This window comes from Streptomyces rapamycinicus NRRL 5491 (assembly GCF_024298965.1).
GTDB classification, from domain to species: domain Bacteria; phylum Actinomycetota; class Actinomycetes; order Streptomycetales; family Streptomycetaceae; genus Streptomyces; species Streptomyces rapamycinicus.
The window spans coordinates 4,553,913-4,571,341 of sequence record NZ_CP085193.1 but is presented as its reverse complement, the minus strand read 5'-3'; the positions used below and the strand labels follow the sequence as shown (position 1 = coordinate 4,571,341).

At 70.4% G+C, this 17,429-nt stretch carries 11 protein-coding genes; 7 read left to right on the top strand and 4 right to left on the bottom strand.

Going from position 1 to position 17,429, the window contains the following annotated elements:
• From LIV37_RS18710 to LIV37_RS18695, 4 genes are all read left to right on the top strand, one after another.
• Positions 1-1,659: an APC family permease gene (locus LIV37_RS18710; protein WP_121824774.1), complete on the top strand. Its 1,659-nt coding sequence runs from the start codon at positions 1-3 to the stop codon at positions 1,657-1,659.
• Positions 1,660-1,806: 147 nt separating this feature from the next.
• Positions 1,807-1,992, top strand: a complete 186-nt coding sequence (locus tag LIV37_RS18705) for an SPOR domain-containing protein (protein ID WP_020868678.1) — start codon at positions 1,807-1,809, stop codon at positions 1,990-1,992.
• A 202-nt stretch (positions 1,993-2,194) separates the two neighbouring features.
• Positions 2,195-2,623: a (deoxy)nucleoside triphosphate pyrophosphohydrolase gene (locus tag LIV37_RS18700; RefSeq protein ID WP_121825384.1), complete on the top strand. Its 429-nt coding sequence runs from the start codon at positions 2,195-2,197 to the stop codon at positions 2,621-2,623.
• A gap of 222 nt (positions 2,624-2,845) precedes the next feature.
• Positions 2,846-5,548: a SpoIIE family protein phosphatase gene (locus tag LIV37_RS18695; RefSeq protein WP_121824775.1), complete on the top strand. Its 2,703-nt coding sequence runs from the start codon at positions 2,846-2,848 to the stop codon at positions 5,546-5,548.
• Positions 5,549-6,363: 815 nt separating this feature from the next.
• Here LIV37_RS18695 and LIV37_RS18690 read toward each other — a convergent pair.
• The 4 genes from LIV37_RS18690 to LIV37_RS18675 form a co-directional block, all read right to left on the bottom strand.
• Positions 6,364-7,134: a succinate dehydrogenase/fumarate reductase iron-sulfur subunit gene (locus tag LIV37_RS18690; RefSeq protein ID WP_020868675.1), complete on the bottom strand. Its 771-nt coding sequence runs from the start codon at positions 7,132-7,134 to the stop codon at positions 6,364-6,366.
• Positions 7,131-9,086 (bottom strand): fumarate reductase/succinate dehydrogenase flavoprotein subunit, encoded by a 1,956-nt coding sequence (locus tag LIV37_RS18685; RefSeq protein ID WP_020868674.1) that lies wholly within the window; start codon positions 9,084-9,086, stop codon positions 7,131-7,133. Before LIV37_RS18685 ends, LIV37_RS18690 begins: the two co-directional genes overlap by 4 nt.
• A gap of 16 nt (positions 9,087-9,102) precedes the next feature.
• A complete protein-coding gene (locus LIV37_RS18680) occupies positions 9,103-9,954 on the bottom strand; it encodes a hypothetical protein (RefSeq protein ID WP_044570382.1) in 852 nt (283 codons plus the stop codon).
• A 75-nt stretch (positions 9,955-10,029) separates the two neighbouring features.
• Positions 10,030-10,314, bottom strand: coding sequence for a hypothetical protein (locus LIV37_RS18675; protein ID WP_020868672.1), 285 nt, complete (start codon positions 10,312-10,314; stop codon positions 10,030-10,032).
• A gap of 307 nt (positions 10,315-10,621) precedes the next feature.
• Between LIV37_RS18675 and LIV37_RS18670 the strand changes: the two genes are divergently transcribed.
• From LIV37_RS18670 to LIV37_RS18655, 3 genes are all read left to right on the top strand, one after another.
• Complete coding sequence (locus LIV37_RS18670; RefSeq protein WP_121824776.1) at positions 10,622-12,664, top strand: ABC transporter family substrate-binding protein; 2,043 nt, start codon at positions 10,622-10,624, stop codon at positions 12,662-12,664.
• 540 nt (positions 12,665-13,204) lie between these two features.
• Entirely contained in the window at positions 13,205-15,100 is a 1,896-nt protein-coding gene (gene typA, locus LIV37_RS18660) for a translational GTPase TypA (protein WP_020868670.1), read from the top strand.
• Positions 15,101-15,689: 589 nt separating this feature from the next.
• The gene (locus LIV37_RS18655) at positions 15,690-17,333 is read left to right on the top strand and encodes a peptide ABC transporter substrate-binding protein (protein WP_020868669.1); all 1,644 of its coding nucleotides are present in this window, start codon (positions 15,690-15,692) and stop codon (positions 17,331-17,333) included.
• Positions 17,334-17,429: the final 96 nt, after the last annotated feature.

Here is a 17,429-nt window from a genome sequence, read left to right as displayed (position 1 = left end):
TTGAGCACGGAGCAGGGTTCCCACTCGCATTATCGAAGGTCACTCGGACCGGTGGCCCTCACCGCCGTGGGCCTCGGGTCGATCATCGGCTCCGGCTGGCTGTTCGGTGCCGAGCGCGCCGCCGCGCTGGCCGGGCCCGCCGCCATCCTGGCCTGGGTGATCGGCGCCGCCGTCGCCCTGACCATCGCCCTGACCTACTCCGAGCTGGGTTCGATGTTCCCCAAGGCCGGGGGCATGGTCCGGTACGGCCAGTACTCGCACGGCTCGCTGGCCGGATATCTGGCCGCCTGGGCCAACTGGATCGCCATCGTCTCCGTGATCCCCGGTGAGGCCACCGCCTCCGTGCAGTACATGTCCTCCTGGGACTTCGGCTGGGCCAAGGCGCTGTACGACGGGAAGGAGCTGACCGGCAGCGGTGTCGCGTTCGCGTCCGTGCTGCTGCTCTTCTACTTCTTCCTCAACTGGTTCGCGATCACCCTCTTCGCGAAGACCAACACCGCGATCACCGTCTTCAAGGTGGTCGTGCCGACCCTGACCGCCGGAGCGCTGCTGCTGTCGCACTTCGACACCGGCAACGTCACCGGCAACGGCGGCTTCACCCCAAACGGCTGGAGCTCCGTCTTCACCGCCGTCGCCGTCTCCGGCATCGTCTGGGCCTACAACGGCTTCCAGTCGCCGCTCAACATGGCGGGCGAGGCACGTGACCCCGGGAAGTCGCTGCCCAAGGCCGTCATCAGCTCGATCCTCATCGCGCTGGTGATCTACGTCGCGCTGCAGATCGCCTTCCTGACCGCCGTCCCCGCCGCCGATCTGCGGCACGGCGGCTGGTCCGGGCTCTCCTTCAACTCCCCGCTCGCCGATCTCTCCCTGGCCTGGGGCCTGAACTGGCTGGCGATGCTGCTGTACGCGGACGCCTTCATCTCCCCGTCCGGCACCGGCATGATCTACGCGGCCACCACCTCGCGCATGATCCAGGGCGTCCAGGAGAACGGCCATCTGCCGGGGATCTTCGGCAAGGTCGACCCCAAGACCGGCATTCCGCGCCCGGCGCTGCTGCTCAACCTGGGGATCGCCTTCATCTTCCTCGCGGTCTTCCGCGGCTGGGGCTCGCTCGCCGAGATCGTCTCCGTCGCCACCGTGATCTCGTACATCACCGGTCCGGTGGCCGTGATGTCGCTGCGCCGCCTCTCCCCGGAGCTGCCGCGCCCGGTGCGGCTGCGCGCGATGCCGGTGATCGCGCCGATCGCGATGGTCTTCGGCTCGCTGGTGCTGTACTGGGCCCGCTGGCCGCTCACCGGCAAGGTCATCTTCATCATGGCGATCGGGCTGCCGATCTGGGCCTGGTACGAGCTGCGCAAGCCGTGGGCGGAGCTGCGGCCGCATCTGGCCGCCGGTGCCTGGATGGTCACGTATCTGCTCGTCATGGCGGCGGTGTCATGGGCCGGCGGCACGGAGTTCGGCGGCCGCGGCTATCTGCCGGGCGGCTGGGACATCGTGATCGTCGCGCTGATCGGGCTGGCCTTCTACTTCTGGGGCGTACGCAGCGCATGGCGCAATCCGACGCTGCAGGAGGCGGAGCGCGAAATGGGCGCCGCCCCGGCCGACGAGGCGGGCGAGGGCGGCGACGGCGACCGGGTGAAGGCCGGAGTCGGCGTCTGAGACATGGCCGGATGAGTGCCTCCTTGTAAGAACACGTATCCGCTGCGTGAAGGTAGGGCGTAGGCTCGGGCATATGCGGATCGGGATTTCCTTAACGGTGTCGCGGGGTCGTGCGCCCGGGCGCGCCACAGCGGAGGGGGCGGGGAGATGAGTGACGGGAACGCTGTGCTGCCCTGGCTCGTGATCCGCCAGGACAGCAACGGCAACCGCTACCGCGTCGGGCGCTACGCCACCAGGACGGAGGCCCAGGAGGTGGCCGACCGACTGGAGGGCGAGGGCCAGGAGCAGCTGTACGTGGTCGAGCGGACCGCCGCGTCCCGTCAGTCCGGTTAGGCCCGAGTCCGGACCGTCGGTCCGGTCAGCCCGAGTCCGGTCAGCCCGAGTCCGGTCAGCCCGAGTCCGGTCAGCCCGAGTCCGGTTTCAGCCCGCCGGAATACGTACCTCCGGTCCGCGGGAACGCGTACCTCTTTCCGAGCCCCGGGGTGCTCCCGCCCCGGGGCTCCGGTGTGGATCCGCGCGGGCTAGGGTGCCGATCATGAGCGTGCGTGTGGTGGTGGGCGGAGCGGTGTTCGACCGGGGGCGGCTGCTGGCCGCGCGGCGCAGCGCCCCGCCCGAGCTCGCGGGCCGCTGGGAGCTGCCCGGCGGCAAGACCGAGCCCGGGGAGACCCCACAGGTGGCGCTCGTCCGCGAACTGCGCGAGGAGCTCGGGGTCGAGGTCGAGCCGCTCGAACCGCTGCCGGGGGAGTGGCCCCTGAAGCCCGGCTATGTGCTGCGGGTATGGACCGCGGCGCTGCGCTCCGGTGAGCCGCGCCCGCTCCAGGACCATGACGAACTGCGCTGGCTCACCCCGGACCGGGTGGACGAGGTGGACTGGCTGGACGAGGACCGCCCCGCGGTGGCGGAGGCGGTCCGCCGGCTGCGCGCGGCCGGGGCCGCCGAGGGGACCCGTCCACGCACCTCTTGAGAACGTCCCGTACGGGAAAATCCATGGGGTTCGAGCCGCCTCCGTCTGGTTAGGAGTGAGGGGGAGCGCTGATCATGAGCGCTTCACCAAAAGCCGGGACGGACTCTGATGGCGGGCTGAGATAGTGCTGTGATCGTGAAGACCGTACTCGGGATGGCCGAAGTGCTGGATACTCGGCTATCTGAAGCCGGTCGGAGCACCTGAGCCGGAGGGGACGGGCGCATGAGCGAGAAGCCAGCGGGGGCTGATATGCCCGAGGAGACGGTGGGTTCGCAGGTGTCGCCGATGTCGCAGGGGCCCTCGATGTCGGACATGTCGTCCATGTCCTCGATGTCGGCGGTGTGGCAGAGCAGTCCTCCCGGCTCGATCTATGACTACATCCGGGTCGCCTCCTTCGCGCTCGGGCCCGACGGCCGGATCGCGCAGTGGAGCGAACGGGCCGCGGAATTGCTGGGGCTGACGGCGAGCCAGGCCATCGGCAAGGATCCGGTGGAGGCGTTCGTACCGCCGGAGTACCAGGAGACGGGCCAGCGCGCGGTGGCCGACATCCTCGACGGCCGGGAGTGGACCGGGCTGGTCCCCTACCGTAACCCCCGGACGCCGAGCGGACATGGCATCGCCGAGGTCTATGTGATGCCCGCTCAGGACGAGCACGGGAAGCGGGCCGCGCTCTGCATCGCGGTGGACGTCAGCGCGTTGCGCGGGCTGGAAACCGATCTTGCTTCTTCACAGGCCGTTTTCGGTCAATCTCCGCTCGGCTTCTTCCTCTTCGGGACGGATCTGCGGATCCTCCGCGTCAATGAGCGCTTTGCGAAGGTTTTCGGCCGCCCCACCGAGGAGTACCGCGGCACGACCCCGCACGATCTGCTGCCGCGCGGCGAGGCCGACCGGCTGGCCGCCGCCCTGCGCCAAGTCCTGGACTCCGGGCAGTCGCTGACCGACATGCCCATCGTGGGCCAGGCACCGGGCAGCCCCGACCGCCGCCGCTGGTCGGTCTCGCTCTACCGGCTGCACAGCGGCTCCGGCCGCCCCATCGGCGTCGCCGGGCTCGCCACGGACGTCACCGGCCGCCGCCGCGCCGAACAGGAGGCCGCGGGCGTACGGCGCAATCTGGCGCTGCTGAACGAGGCCGGGGCCCGAATAGGCACCTCGCTCGACCTGGAGACCACCGCCCGCGAACTGCTGGACGTGGCCGTACCGCAGTTCTGCGACCTGGCCTCCGTCGACCTCTACCAGGGGCTGCTCTCCGGCGACGAGACCCCGCCCGGGCTCGCCGACGGCAGCGCCGAGCTGCGCCGCGTCGCCTTCGCCAGCGCGGTCTCCGACGGCCCGGTCGCCTTCGGCGACATCTGCCGCGTCAACACCGTGGAGGACCCCAAGCCCATCCAGGTCGGCGAGGTGCACCGCTACCCCTTCAACTCGCTGTGCGCCCACGCCCTGCGCACCGCCCAGGTCCGCGTCGTCCCCGGGCGGGACGGCAGCGAGGCCCTGGAGTTCGGGGCCATGCTCCAGTCCACCCTCGTGGTGCCGATGGTCGCGCGCGACACCGTCGTCGGCCTGGCCCAGTTCTCCCGCACCAAGGGCAGCGAGCCGTTCGGCGAACGGGACCGCGCGCTCGCCGTCGAGCTGGCCGCCCGCGCCGCCGTGAGCATCGACAACGCCCGGCTGTACCGCAGAGAACATGAACGCGCGCTGATACTCCAGCGCAGCCTTCTCCCGCCCGGCGACCCGGAGGCCGCCGGGCTCGATATCGCCTGCCGCTATCTGCCGGGGAACGCGGCGACCGAGGTGGGCGGCGACTGGTTCGACGTGATCGAGCTGCCCGGACACCGCACCGCGCTGGTGGTCGGCGACGTCATGGGGCGGGGGCTGCGCGCCGCCGTGGCCATGGGCGAGCTGCGCACCGCCGTACGCACCCTCGCCCTCCTCGACCTGGAGCCCGCCGAGGTGCTCTCCGCACTGGACGAGATCGCCCGGGGCCTCGGCACACCGGGCGGCTCGCACGCCGGCGCGCGGCCCGGCTCGCGCGCCCTCGGGCGCGACGGCAAGGCCGCCGACGACTCCTCCGATCTGACCGAGGTCTACCTCGCCACCTGCGTCTACGCCGTCTACGACCCGGTCACCCGGCGCTGCACGTTCGCCAACGCCGGGCATCCGCCCCCCGTCCTCGTGGAGCGGGGCGAGGACGCCCTGCTGATGGAGGTCCCGCCCGGATTGCCGCTCGGCGTGGGCGGCGAGCCGTTCGAGGAGATCGAGGTCGAGCTCCCCGACGGCGCGCTGCTCGCCCTCTACACCGACGGTCTGGTCGAATCCCGCGACCACACCCTCGACGAGGGACTCCAGGCCCTGCGCGCGGCCCTCGACACCCGGGACGGCGCCGACGGCGGGAACGCCGCGGCCGGTTCCCTCGAGGACGTCTGCGACCACGTCCTGAGCACCCTCGACACCCACCACGGCGAGGACGACATCGCCCTGCTGATGGCCCGGGTGCAGGGCCTGTCGGCCGACTCCGTCGGTGACTGGCACCTTCCCAGCGCCCCGCAGTCCGTGGGCCGGGCCCGCGAACTGGCCCGGGAGCAGCTGGAGTCCTGGGGTCTGGACGATCTGGTGGACACCACCGAGCTGCTGGTCAGCGAGCTGGTGACCAATGCCCTGCGGTACGGCGAGGGCGAGATCCGGCTACGGCTGCTGCTGGACCGCACGCTGGTCTGCGAGGTCTGGGACGGCGGTCTGGTGCAGCCCCGGCGGCGGCGCGCCCGGGACACCGACGAGGGCGGGCGCGGGCTCCAGCTGGTCGGGCTGCTCAGCGCGGGCTGGGGCAGCCGCAGGACCCCGCTCGGCAAGACCGTCTGGTTCGAGCTGGCCCTTCCGGACGGCCAGGCCTCGGGCCCGGACTCGGTGGAGGCGCTGCTCAGCCTGTGGTGACGGGTGACGGGTGACGGGTGACGGGCGACGGGCCACGGCCGGTACGGCGACGGGCGGCCCTGACGGCCGCGGGCCCGCGACACGACGCGGAGGGCGAGCACCAGCGCGGCGGGTCTTTCCCCTACCCGCCCCTTCCCGAAACCGGGGCTCCGCCCCAGCCCCCGAAACCGGGGCTTCGCCTCAGACTCCGGACCGGGGTTTCGCCCCTGACCCCCGATCGGGGCTTCGCCCCTTCCGGCGGCATCGGTATGCGGCTCCGCCGCGTGGCGGGGTTCCGCCCCTGACCCCGAAACCGGGGTTCCGCCCCTGACCCCGAAACCGGGGCTCCGCCCCAGCCCCCGGATCGGGGCTCCGCCCCTGACTCCGGATCGGGGTTCCGCCCCTGACTCCGGACCGGGGTTCCGCCCCTGACCCCCGATCGGGGCTTCGCCCCTTCCGGCGGCATCGGTATGCGGCTCCGCCGCGTGGCGGGGTTCCGACCCAGACCTCGGACCGGGGTTCCGCCCCAGATCTCGGACCGGGGTTCCGCCCCAGATCTCGGACCGGGGTTCCGCCCCAGATCTCGGACCGGGGTTCCGCCCCAGACCCCGACCGGGGTTCCGCCCCAGACCCCCGACCGGGGCTCCGTCCCAAACCCCGGACCGGGGCTTCGCCCCTTCCGGCGGCATCGGTATGCGGTTCGCCGCGTGGTGGGGCTTCGCCCCGGACTCCCGGGGGCCAGGGACGGAGCCCCTGGGATCGGGAAGGGGCGGGGAGGGGAACAGCCCGCCGCAGGCGTCAGATCCGTCGGACACCCACCAGCGCCCCCGGCGGAGCTACTGCCCCCGGCGGCGGATCTTGTTGCCGAGCCAGACCAGCGGGTCGTACTTACGGTCCGCCGCCCGCTCCTTGAGCGGGATCAGCGCGTTGTCGGTGATCTTGATCTGCTCGGGGCAGACCTCCGTACAGCACTTGGTGATGTTGCAGTAGCCCAGTCCGTGCTCCTCCTGGGCGGTGCTCTTGCGGTCAAGACCGGTCTCGGCGGCCGCGTCCAGCGGATGCATGTCCAGCTCCGCGACCCGCATCAGGAACCGCGGCCCGGCGAACGCCTCCTTGTTCTCCTCGAAGTCCCGCACCACATGGCAGGTGTCCTGGCACAGGAAGCACTCGATGCACTTGCGGAACTCCTGCGACCGGTTCACATCCTCCTGCCACATCCGGTACTCGCCCGGACCCAGCCCCTCCGGGGGCACGAAGGACGGCACCTCACGGGCCTTGGTGTAGTTGAACGACACATCCGTCACCAGGTCCCGCACCACCGGGAAGGCCCGTAGCGGGGTGATGGTGATCGTCTCGTTCCGTTCGAACACCGACATCCGGGTCATGCACAGCAGCCGTGGCCGGCCGTTGATCTCGGCGCTGCACGAACCGCATTTGCCCGCCTTGCAGTTCCAGCGGACCGCCAGGTCGGGGGCCTGGGTGGCCTGCAGCCGGTGGACGATGTCCAGTACCACCTCGCCGTCGTTGACCTCGACGTGGAAGTCCTTCAGACCGCCGCCGTCCTGGTCGCCCCGCCACACCCGGAAGTGGGCCTCGTACGCACTCACTGGGTCAGCTCCTCGTCCGTCAGGTACTTCACCAGCTCGTCCTTCTCGAACAGGTTCAGCAGGTCGGGCCGGATGGGCGGCGTCTCCCGCCGCTCGAGCCGGATCTGGCCGTGCCCGGCGTCGGGGGTCGCCAGACCGCCCGAGGGGTCGGAGAGCCGGCAGACCAGATTGAGCCGCCGCCATTCGCGGTCCATCTCCGGGCAGTCGTCGCGGGTGTGTCCGCCGCGGCTCTCGGTCCGCTCCAGCGCGGCGCGCGCCACGCACTCGCTGACCAGCAGCATGTTGCGCAGATCGATCGCCAGGTGCCAGCCGGGGTTGAACTGCCGGTGGCCCTCGACCCCGGCGCGGCGCGCCCGGACCCGCAGACTGGCCAGCCGGTGCAGCGCCTCCTCCATCTCCCCGGCCTTGCGGATGATCCCCACCAGGTCGTTCATCGACTGCTGGAGCTCCTGGTGGAGGGTGTACGGGTTCTCCGGCGGCCCGGCCGGGCCCGCGGTCTCATCCGGCTCACCGGCCTCGGCGCTGAACGGGCGCAGCGCCTCGGCCGCCGCCAGGTCCAGCTGTGCCTCGTCCGGCACCGGGCGGGTGCCGGAGGCCGCGGTCTCCTGGGCGTAGCGGGCCGCGTGGAGCCCGGCGCGGCGCCCGAAGACCAGCAGGTCGGAGAGGGAGTTGCCGCCGAGCCGGTTGGAGCCGTGCATCCCGCCCGCGACCTCGCCCGCGGCGAACAGGCCGGGCACGCCGGTGGCGGCCGCGGTGTCCGGGTCGACGTCCACCCCGCCCATCACGTAGTGACAGGTGGGGCCCACCTCCATGGGCTCGGCGGTGATGTCGACGTCCGCTAGCTCCTTGAACTGGTGGTGCATCGAGGGCAGCCGCCGCTTGATGACCTCGGGGGACATCCGGGTGGAGACGTCGAGGAAGACCCCGCCGTGCGGGGAGCCCCGGCCCGCCTTCACCTCGGCGTTGATGGCGCGGGCCACCTCGTCACGGGGGAGCAGCTCGGGCGGGCGGTGGTTGTGGTCCGGGTCCTCGTACCAGCGGTCGGCCTCGTCCTCGGACTGGGCGTACTTCTCCTTGAAGACGTCCGGGATGTAGTCGAACATGAACCGCTTGCCCTCGCTGTTGCGCAGCACCCCGCCGTCGCCGCGCACCGACTCGGTGACCAGGATCCCCTTCACCGAGGGCGGCCAGACCATACCGGTCGGATGGAACTGCACGAACTCCATGTTGATCAGCGGGGCGCCCGCGAGCAGCGCCAGCGAATGGCCGTCGCCGGTGTACTCCCAGGAGTTGGAGGTCACCTTGAAGGATTTGCCGATACCGCCGGTGGCCAGCACCACGGCCGGGGCCTCCAGGGTGAAGAAGCGGCCCGATTCGCGCTCGTAGCCGAAGACCCCGGCGACCCGGTCGCCGTCCTTGACGATCCGGGTGACCGTGCACTCCTGGAAGATCTTCAGCCGGGACTCGTAGTCGCCGGTGGCGGCCTTGTCCTCCTGCTGGAGGGAGACGATCTTCTGCTGGAGGGTGCGGATCAGCTCCAGGCCGGTGCGGTCCCCGACATGGGCGAGGCGGGGGTACTCATGGCCGCCGAAGTTCCGCTGGGAGATCTTGCCCTCCGGGGTGCGGTCGAAGAGCGCGCCCCAGGTCTCCAGCTCCCAGACCCGGTCCGGGGCCTCCTGGGCGTGCAGCTCGGCCATCCGCCAGTGGTTGAGGAACTTGCCCCCGCGCATGGTGTCGCGGAAGTGCACCTGCCAGTTGTCGCGCTCGTTGACGTTGCCCATGCTGGCGGCGATGCCGCCCTCGGCCATCACCGTATGGGCCTTGCCGAACAGCGACTTGCAGATGACGGCGCAGCGCATGCCCTGTTCGCGGGCCTCGATCGCGGCACGCAGCCCGGCGCCGCCCGCGCCGATCACGACCACGTCCCACGCCTGCCGCTCGACTTGCGTCATCGGATGAGCACCTCTCCTAGAAAAAGCGGGGATCGTCGAAGGCGCCGCTCGCCACCAGATAGACGTAGAAGTCCGCGACGGCGACGCTGATGAGAGAGGCCCAGGCCAGCTGCATATGACGTGCGTTGAGCCCGCTCACCCAGCCCCAGAGCCGATAGCGCACCGGATGCCGGGAGAAGTGCTTCAGCCGGCCGCCGACGATATGGCGGCAGGAGTGGCAGGAGAGGGTGTACGCCCAGATCAGCGCGATGTTGGCGAGCAGCACCAGGGTGCCCAGGCCCATATGGCCCCAGCGGCCGTGCTCGTCCCGGAAGGCGAGCACGGTGTCATAGGTGAGGATCCCCGCGACGATCACCGCGAAGTAGAAGAAGTAGCGGTGGATGTTCTGCAGGATCAGCGGGAAGCGGGTCTCGCCGGTGTACTTGGCGCGCGGTTCGGCGACCGCGCAGGCGGGCGGTGAGGCCCAGAAGCCCCGGTAATACGCCTTGCGGTAGTAGTAGCAGGTGAGCCGGAACCCCAGTGGGAAGATCAGGATCAGCAGCGCCGGGGACAGGCCCCACCAAGCGCCGAAGATCTCCCAGTTGGCGCCGCCCTTCATGGGCACGCAGTTCTGGGCGACGCAGGGCGAGTAGAAGGGGGAGACGTACGGCTCGGCGTAGTAGTCGTCCCCCGCGAAGGCCCGCCAGGTCGAGTAGACGATGAACGCGAACAGTCCGGCGGCGGTGATGGCGGGGGAGAGCCACCAGCGGTCGCTGCGCAGATGGCGGCCGGGGATGGCGGCGCGCGAGGCGCTGTGCACGCCGTGCGGGGCCGTTCCGGAGTCTGCGGGGGCGGGCGTGGTGGCTTGCGGGTCGGTGCCTGTGGCCAAGGGGAACTCCGCGGTGGAGTGGTGTGGGGGGACGGAGGGGATGCGCCCCGTGACGGGAGGCGCTCCGGCCCGTCCCTAGGGCGCGTGGCGATCTCGCGCGCCGAGGCCCTCGTCGTCGACGTCCGACCACAGCGCGCTGTCGTACGGGGCGTCGGGGACCGGAACCATTTCGGGGCGTGATCGCTCCACGGGAGCCGTCTCGCGCAGCAGGGCGAGGCTCTCGCGCAGGTGGTCCGCGTCGGTGCGGACGCGGCGTATCTCCAGCCCACCGGCGCCCACCCGCTGCTCCAGCCGGGAGACGGAACGGACCAGGTCATCGAGACAGCGCTGGACGGCCGTCAAGTCGTCGTTCAAGGACATGACTTGCCCTCACTTCCGCGGTTGCGGTTGGCGACGCTCATGCGACAGCGAGTGTTACGCGCCACGGTCCTGGTTGTGAAGGGATCTGTCGGGATTGGCGCCGTCACCGGCGGGATTCCGCCGCCGCGCGCCGGAGTGCGCGCCCGCCGCATTGATCCGGGCGGGTGATCCTTTCCCCTCATGGCCGTCTCCATGGCCCTCTCGGCGTGCTGTCCCATGAACCGTCGCTTTGAGTGAGGAGTATATGCGATCAGCGTCACACTATGCCAAATGCGCATATATCCGTCACCCTGCGGAGGTACGAGCCATGCCCATCACCAGGAGCCGCCGCGCCATGCTGCTCGCCGCGGGAGTGATGCTGCCGCTGCCCGTACTGACCGGCTGCAGTTCGGAAGACGACGGCCCGCCGCCGCGCGCCGCCTGGGACATCGCCTCCGCACCCCGCTCCGGGACCTCCGGCACCGGCACCCTGCGCTGGGCCCTGGACGCGACGCCCACCACGCTCAACGCGTTTCAGAAGGCCGCGGACACGGGCACCCAGCGGATCGCGGGCGCCGTGCTGCCCTCCCTCTACACCCTCGACGCCCGCGGCCGCCCCCAGCGCAACGGCGACTATCTGACCTCCGCCGACGTCACCTCGACCGACCCCAAGCAGGTCGTCGTCTTCAAGCTCAACCCCAAGGCGGTGTGGAGCGACGGGCGCCCGATCGGCGCGGAGGACTTCCAGGCCCAGTGGAAGGCGCTGCGCGGCACCGACGAGAAGTACGGGACGGCGCGCAACGCCGGATACGACCGGATCGCCAAGGTCGAACCGGGGGACAAGGAACACGAGGTCAAGGTCACCTTCGCCAAGCCGTACACCGACTGGCGCTCGCTGTTCACCCCGCTGTACCCGAAGAGCGTGATGGGCAACCCGGCGGTCTTCACCGCGGCCGCGAACAAGGGGCTCGCGGTCGGCGCCGGGCCCTTCATGGTCCGCCAGGTCACGGACTCCGAGGTCACCCTCGTCCGCAACCCCCGCTGGTGGGGCGACCGGGCACGGCTGAGCCGGGTCGTCTTCCAGGCGGTCCCGGCCGAGAAGCGGGCCGAGGCGCTGATCGCCGGGCGGCTGGACCTGGCCGAGGTGGACCGGACCACCGCCCGGCGCATCCAGGCCACCGCCCCGGACAAGCAGGCCGCGGGCGCCAAGCGGGGCTCCTCGGCCCCGGGCAAGGCGGGCGCGCCGGAGCCGTCCACCGGCGGCCGGGAGGCGGCCGGGGCGGCGAGTGCCGGGGCGGCGCGGGAAGAGGCGGGAGCCCAGAGAGCGGCTACCGGCGACACCGACAAGAACCGGTCGCGGACCCGGGCGCTGAGCAGGTTCACCCTGCGCAAGGCCCTGGACCCGGCCTACACCCAGCTCGCCCTCAACGGCACCAAGGGCCCGCTCGCCGATGAGCGGGTGCGCCGCGCGGTGGCCCGCGCGATCGACCGGAAGGCCCTGGCGAAGCTGGTCCTCAAGCCGATGGGGCTGCCGTCCGAGCCGCTCGGCAACCATCTGCTGATGGCGGGCCAGCCGGGCTACAAGGACCACAGCGGCGCCCTCGGCGACCCGGACACCAACGCCGCGCAGTCACTGCTCGCCGACGCGGGCTGGCGCGCGGGCGGCACCGGCCGGCAGAAGGCGCTGGACGGCAAGACGGACGACCGGGGCAGCAGCCGGCACAGCGCCCCGACCGGCACCGCGAATCCCGCCGCGGAGAGCGCGTCCGGCACCGCGTCCGGCGCCCCGCCCGCGGCCGGTGACGCCGGGCGGACCGGACGGCTCCGGGAGACGGCCGTCGTACGGAAGAAGGGGCGGCCGCTGGTGCTGCGCTTCGTCCTCCCCGACGACCAGGCCGGAGCCCGGCTGAGCACGGTCGGTGAGCGCATCGCGCGGATGCTGGAGAAGATCGGCGTCCGTACCGAGATCACCAAGGTCTCCGGCGAGAGCTACTTCCGGGACCACATCGCCACCGGCGACTACGACCTGGCCCTCTACTCCTGGCCCGCCTCCGCCTACCCGGCCACCGACGCCCGCCCCATCTACGCCAAGCCGCAGCCCGCCGCCGACGGCTCCCTGGTCGTCGAGCAGAACTACACCCGGGTGGGCACCGACCAGATCGACCAGCTCTTCGACCAGGCGCTCTCCGAGCTGGACGGCGGCGCCTCGCGCTCCCTGGTCAGCCGGGCGGACGCCCGGATCTGGGCGGCGGCCGGATCGATTCCGCTCTATCAGCGCCCCCAGCTGATCGCGATGCGCAAGGGTCTGGTCAACGCGGGCGCCTTCGGCTTCGCCACCCCCCGGTACCAGGACATCGGCTTCCGCCGCTAGGGCACACCCGACGAACCGTGACGCCTGCGGCGGGCTGCTCCCCTCCCCACCCCTCCCCGAACCAGGGGCTCCGCCCCAGACCCCGATCCGGGGCTCCGCCCCAGACCCCCAATCGGGGCCCTGCCCCGGGCCCCGCGGCTGGGGTTCCGCCCGGCCTCGGACCGGGGTTGCGCCCCATGCCCCCACGCGGGGCTCCGCCCCTTCCCGTGGTACCGGTGTGCGGCTCCGCCGCGTGGTGGGGCGCTGTTCCGGGGCCCGGGGTCCAGGGGCGGAGCCTCTGGTTACGGGAAGGGGCGGGGAGGGGAAAACAGCGCCGTGCGGCTCCGCCCCGTGGTCCGGCGGGCGCCCTGTGGGCGCGGCTGTCGGCGGCGCCCACAGGGCGGGTGTTCGGTGTGGGGATGGGCCGTGGGATGGGCTGCGGCGCTCGTCCCCGCGCCGTCCCCGTACCATGGGGGTGAGGCCGAGGCGTGATCAGCCCGGCGGAAGGCGCGCCGCTTAAGGAGCGCGCCGCCACCCAACAACCGGGAGAAGCGCGCTTTCATGCCCACGCGCCACGACATTCGTAACGTCGCCATCGTCGCCCACGTCGACCATGGCAAGACGACCCTCGTCGACGCCATGCTCAAGCAGGCGGGCGCGTTCGCCGCCCACCAGCACGTGGACGACCGGGTCATGGATTCCAACGACCTGGAGCGCGAGAAGGGCATCACCATTCTCGCGAAGAACACCGCCGTGAAGTACCACCCGGCGGACGGCGGCGACCCCGTCACCATCAACATCATCGACACCCCCGGCCACGCCGACTTCGGCGGTGAGGTCGAGCGCGGTCTGTCCATGGTCGACGCGGTGGTCCTGCTGGTGGACGCCTCCGAGGGGCCGCTGCCGCAGACCCGTTTCGTGCTGCGCAAGGCGCTCCAGGCGAAGCTGCCGGTGATCCTGTGCATCAACAAGACGGACCGCCCGGACTCCCGGATCGACGAGGTCGTCAACGAGGCGTACGACCTCTTCCTGGACCTGGACGCGACCGAGGAGCAGATCGAGTTCCCGATCGTCTACGCCTGTGCGCGTGACGGTGTGGCCTCGCTGACCAAGCCGGAGGACGGCACCGTCCCGGCCGACAGCGACAGCCTCCAGCCGTTCTTCTCCGCCCTGCTGGAGACGGTCCCGGCGCCGGAGTACGACGCGGCCGCGCCGCTCCAGGCCCATGTCACCAACCTGGACGCGGACAACTTCCTCGGCCGTATCGCGCTGCTCCGGGTCGAGCAGGGCGAGCTGAAGAAGGGGCAGACGGTCGCGTGGATCAAGCGCGACGGCACCATCTCCAATGTCCGGATCACCGAGCTGATGATGACCGAGGCGCTCACCCGCAAGGCCGCCGAGGTGGCGGGCCCCGGTGACATCTGCGCGGTCGCGGGCATCCCGGACATCATGATCGGCGAGACCCTGGCCGACCCGGAGAACCCGATCGCGCTGCCGCTGATCACCGTCGACGAGCCCGCGATCTCGATGACCATCGGCACCAACACCTCCCCGCTGGTCGGCCGCGGCCCCGGCGGCAAGGGCGCCGACAAGTCGGCCGTGAAGGACCGCAAGGTCACCGCGCGGCTGGTCAAGGACCGCCTCGAGCGCGAGCTGATCGGTAACGTCTCGCTGCGCGTGCTGCCCACCGACCGCCCGGACGCCTGGGAGGTGCAGGGCCGTGGCGAGCTGGCGCTGGCGATCCTGGTGGAGACCATGCGCCGGGAGGGCTTCGAGCTGACCGTCGGCAAGCCGCAGGTGGTCACCCGGGAGATCGACGGCAAGGTCCATGAGCCGATCGAGCGCATCACCATCGACGTGCCCGAGGAGCACATGGGCGCGGTCACCCAGCTCATGGGCACCCGCAAGGGCCGGATGGACAACATGTCCAACCACGGCTCCGGCTGGGTCCGCATGGAGTTCATCGTTCCGTCCCGCGGGCTGATCGGCTTCCGTACCGAGTTCCTGACGGCGACCCGCGGCACCGGTATCGCCCACTCCATCCACGAGGGCCACGAGCCGTGGTTCGGCGAGCTGAAGACCCGTAACAACGGTTCGCTGGTGGCCGACCGCTCGGGCGCGGTGACCGCCTTCGCGATGACCAACCTCCAGGAGCGCGGGGTGCTGTTCGTCTCGCCGGGTACCGAGGTGTACGAGGGCATGATCGTCGGCGAGAACTCCCGCTCCGACGACATGGACGTCAACATCACCAAGGAGAAGAAGCTCACCAACATGCGGTCCTCCACCGCGGATGTGACCGAGTCCCTGGTCCCGCCGCGGCTGCTCTCGCTCGAGCAGTCCCTGGAGTTCTGCCGCGACGACGAGTGCGTCGAGGTGACGCCGGAGACGGTGCGGATCCGCAAGGTGGCGCTGGACCAGAAGGAGCGCGCCCGCTCCGCCGCCCGCGCCAAGCGCTGACGCGCCGCACACCCGGGCGCGGGGGCGCCAAGCTCACGCCCGGGTGCGCTCGCCGAAGCTCATGCCCGGGTGCGGGGCGCCGAAGCTCACGCCCGGGCGCCGATGCGCACTACGGTGGCGAGGCGCACGACGGCGCCGATCACGGAGCGTAGGAGCCCCACCGCGCCTCGGTGAGCTGCCCACGGCCCGGACCCACCGCCTCCACGGCGGGGGTCCGGGCTGTTGCCATGTCAGCAACGTGCCAGTCAAGCGGTTATCCGGATCTCCCCGTCCGAATATCGGCGTCCGAGCTCCGCATGATGTGTTAACAGTCCGTTTCGCGTGTGTCTGTCTGGGGCAGTTTTGTCCGGATTTCAAAGCTCCGCGCGTAGATGCTGTGACCAAAGCGAGACCCATAAGGTGTGGTTTAAGGGCCGGACGTGCTCAATCATGGGGTCCATTGAGCTCGGGTCAATGGGTCACACGCTGTGGGGAGCGCGGACCTACGAGCACATCTGGGGGGTTCCGGTCCCTTTCGCTGTCAGGGGTGTCAGCGTGTCTCCGGGCGCCCCCTCTCGTAGTGACAGTGGACTCCTGAGGAGGCAAACCCATGCGCGGTGCCAAGAGCGCCAAGTGGGTCGCGTTGGCAGCGGTTGTGGCGCTGGCCGCGACCGCCTGCGGTGGTAACGACAGCGACAGCGGCAGCAATGACATGAACAAGGGCACGGCGGACCCGAATGGGATACTCACCGCCCAGCTGAGCGAGCCGCAGAATCCGCTGCAGCCGGCGAACGCCAAGGAGAGCCAGGGCAGCCGGGTGCTCCGCACGATCTTCGCGGGCCTGGTGGACTACGAGCCCGGCACCGGCAAGCTGGTGTACGTCAACGCCGAGTCCGTCACCCCCAACAAGGACTCCTCCGTCTGGACCGTCAAGCTCAAGCCGGGCTGGAAGTTCCACAACGGCGAGGCCGTGACCGCCAAGTCCTATGTGGACTCCTGGAACTGGTCCGCCAACGTCGCGAACAACCAGACCAACTCCAGCTGGTTCCAGGACATCAAGGGCTACGAGGACGTCCACCCCGAGAAGGGGAAGCCCAAGGCCGACAAGATGTCCGGCCTGAAGGTCGTGAACGACAACGAGTTCAAGATCGAGCTCAACAGCTCGGTCTCGTACTTCGCCTACAAGCTGGGCTACGACGTGTGGACCCCGCTGCCCAGCGGCTTCTTCAAGGACCCCAAGGGCTTCGGTGAGAAGCCGGTCGGCAACGGTCCCTACAAGTTCGTCTCCTGGGACCACAAGAAGATGATCAAGGTCCGTAAGTACGACGGCTACAAGGGACCGAACAAGGCCAAGAACGGCGGCATCGACTTCAAGAACTACACCACCGCCGACGCCGCCTACTCGGACCTGCGCTCCAACAACCTCGACTGGATCGAGCAGGTCCCGACCACCGCGCTGACCAACTACAAGTCCGACCTGGGCAAGCGCGCGATCGACGAGGAGTACTCGGCGGTCCAGTCGGTCGTCCCGGCCTTCTACACCAAGCAGTTCAAGGACATCGACCCCAAGGTCATCCAGGGTCTGTCCATGGCGATCGACCGTGACACGATCACCAAGACCGTGCTCCACGGCTCCCGCACCCCGGCCGACAGCTATGTCGCCCGCGGCGTGATCGGCTACAAGGCCGGCGCGCTCAAGGAGCAGGTCACCTACGACCCGGCCAAGGCGAAGGCCCTCATCAAGGAGGGCGGCGGGGTCCCGGGCAACAAGATCTCGATCCAGTACAACGCCGACCAGGATCACAAGCCCTGGGTGGACGCGGTCTGCAACAGCATCCGCAAGGCCACCGGCGTCGACTGCACCGGCGACTCCAAGCCCGACTTCCAGGCCGACCTGAACGCGCGTGACAAGCACCAGGTCAAGTCCATGTACCGCGGTGGCTGGGTGCTCGACTACCCGGTCAACTCGAACTTCATGAGGGACCTGTACGGCTCCAAGGCGGCCGGTAACACCAGCGGTTACGCCAACAAGCAGTTCGACGAGCTCGCCAACAAGGCCGACAAGGCCCCCACGCTCGACGAGACCGTGAAGCTCTACCAGCAGGCGGAGCAGATCCTCGCGAAGGACATGCCGGCGATCCCGCTGTGGTTCTACAAGGTCAACAGCGGCCAGTCCAACAAGGTCCTCGGGAAGATCCCCTACGGCCAGGACGGCGACCCCATCTTCACCAACGTCCAGGTGAAGAAGAAGTAATCATCGGGACCGCCGGCCGGTGCCGCCGCTCCTCCCAACCGGGGAGCGGCGGCACCGGCCCGCAGGCGTGAGGCCCGCAGCTCATCCCCCCACCCG

Coding starts and splice junctions, on each gene's coding strand:
- LIV37_RS18695 (WP_121824775.1), top strand. CDS start 2,846: ATGAGCGAGAAGCCAGCGGGGGCTGATATGCCCGAGGAGACGGTGGGT.
- LIV37_RS18685 (WP_020868674.1), bottom strand. CDS start 9,086: ATGACGCAAGTCGAGCGGCAGGCGTGGGACGTGGTCGTGATCGGCGCG.
- LIV37_RS18655 (WP_020868669.1), top strand. CDS start 15,690: ATGCGCGGTGCCAAGAGCGCCAAGTGGGTCGCGTTGGCAGCGGTTGTG.
- LIV37_RS18700 (WP_121825384.1), top strand. CDS start 2,195: ATGAGCGTGCGTGTGGTGGTGGGCGGAGCGGTGTTCGACCGGGGGCGG.
- LIV37_RS18670 (WP_121824776.1), top strand. CDS start 10,622: ATGCCCATCACCAGGAGCCGCCGCGCCATGCTGCTCGCCGCGGGAGTG.
- typA (WP_020868670.1), top strand. CDS start 13,205: ATGCCCACGCGCCACGACATTCGTAACGTCGCCATCGTCGCCCACGTC.
- LIV37_RS18675 (WP_020868672.1), bottom strand. CDS start 10,314: ATGTCCTTGAACGACGACTTGACGGCCGTCCAGCGCTGTCTCGATGAC.
- LIV37_RS18705 (WP_020868678.1), top strand. CDS start 1,807: ATGAGTGACGGGAACGCTGTGCTGCCCTGGCTCGTGATCCGCCAGGAC.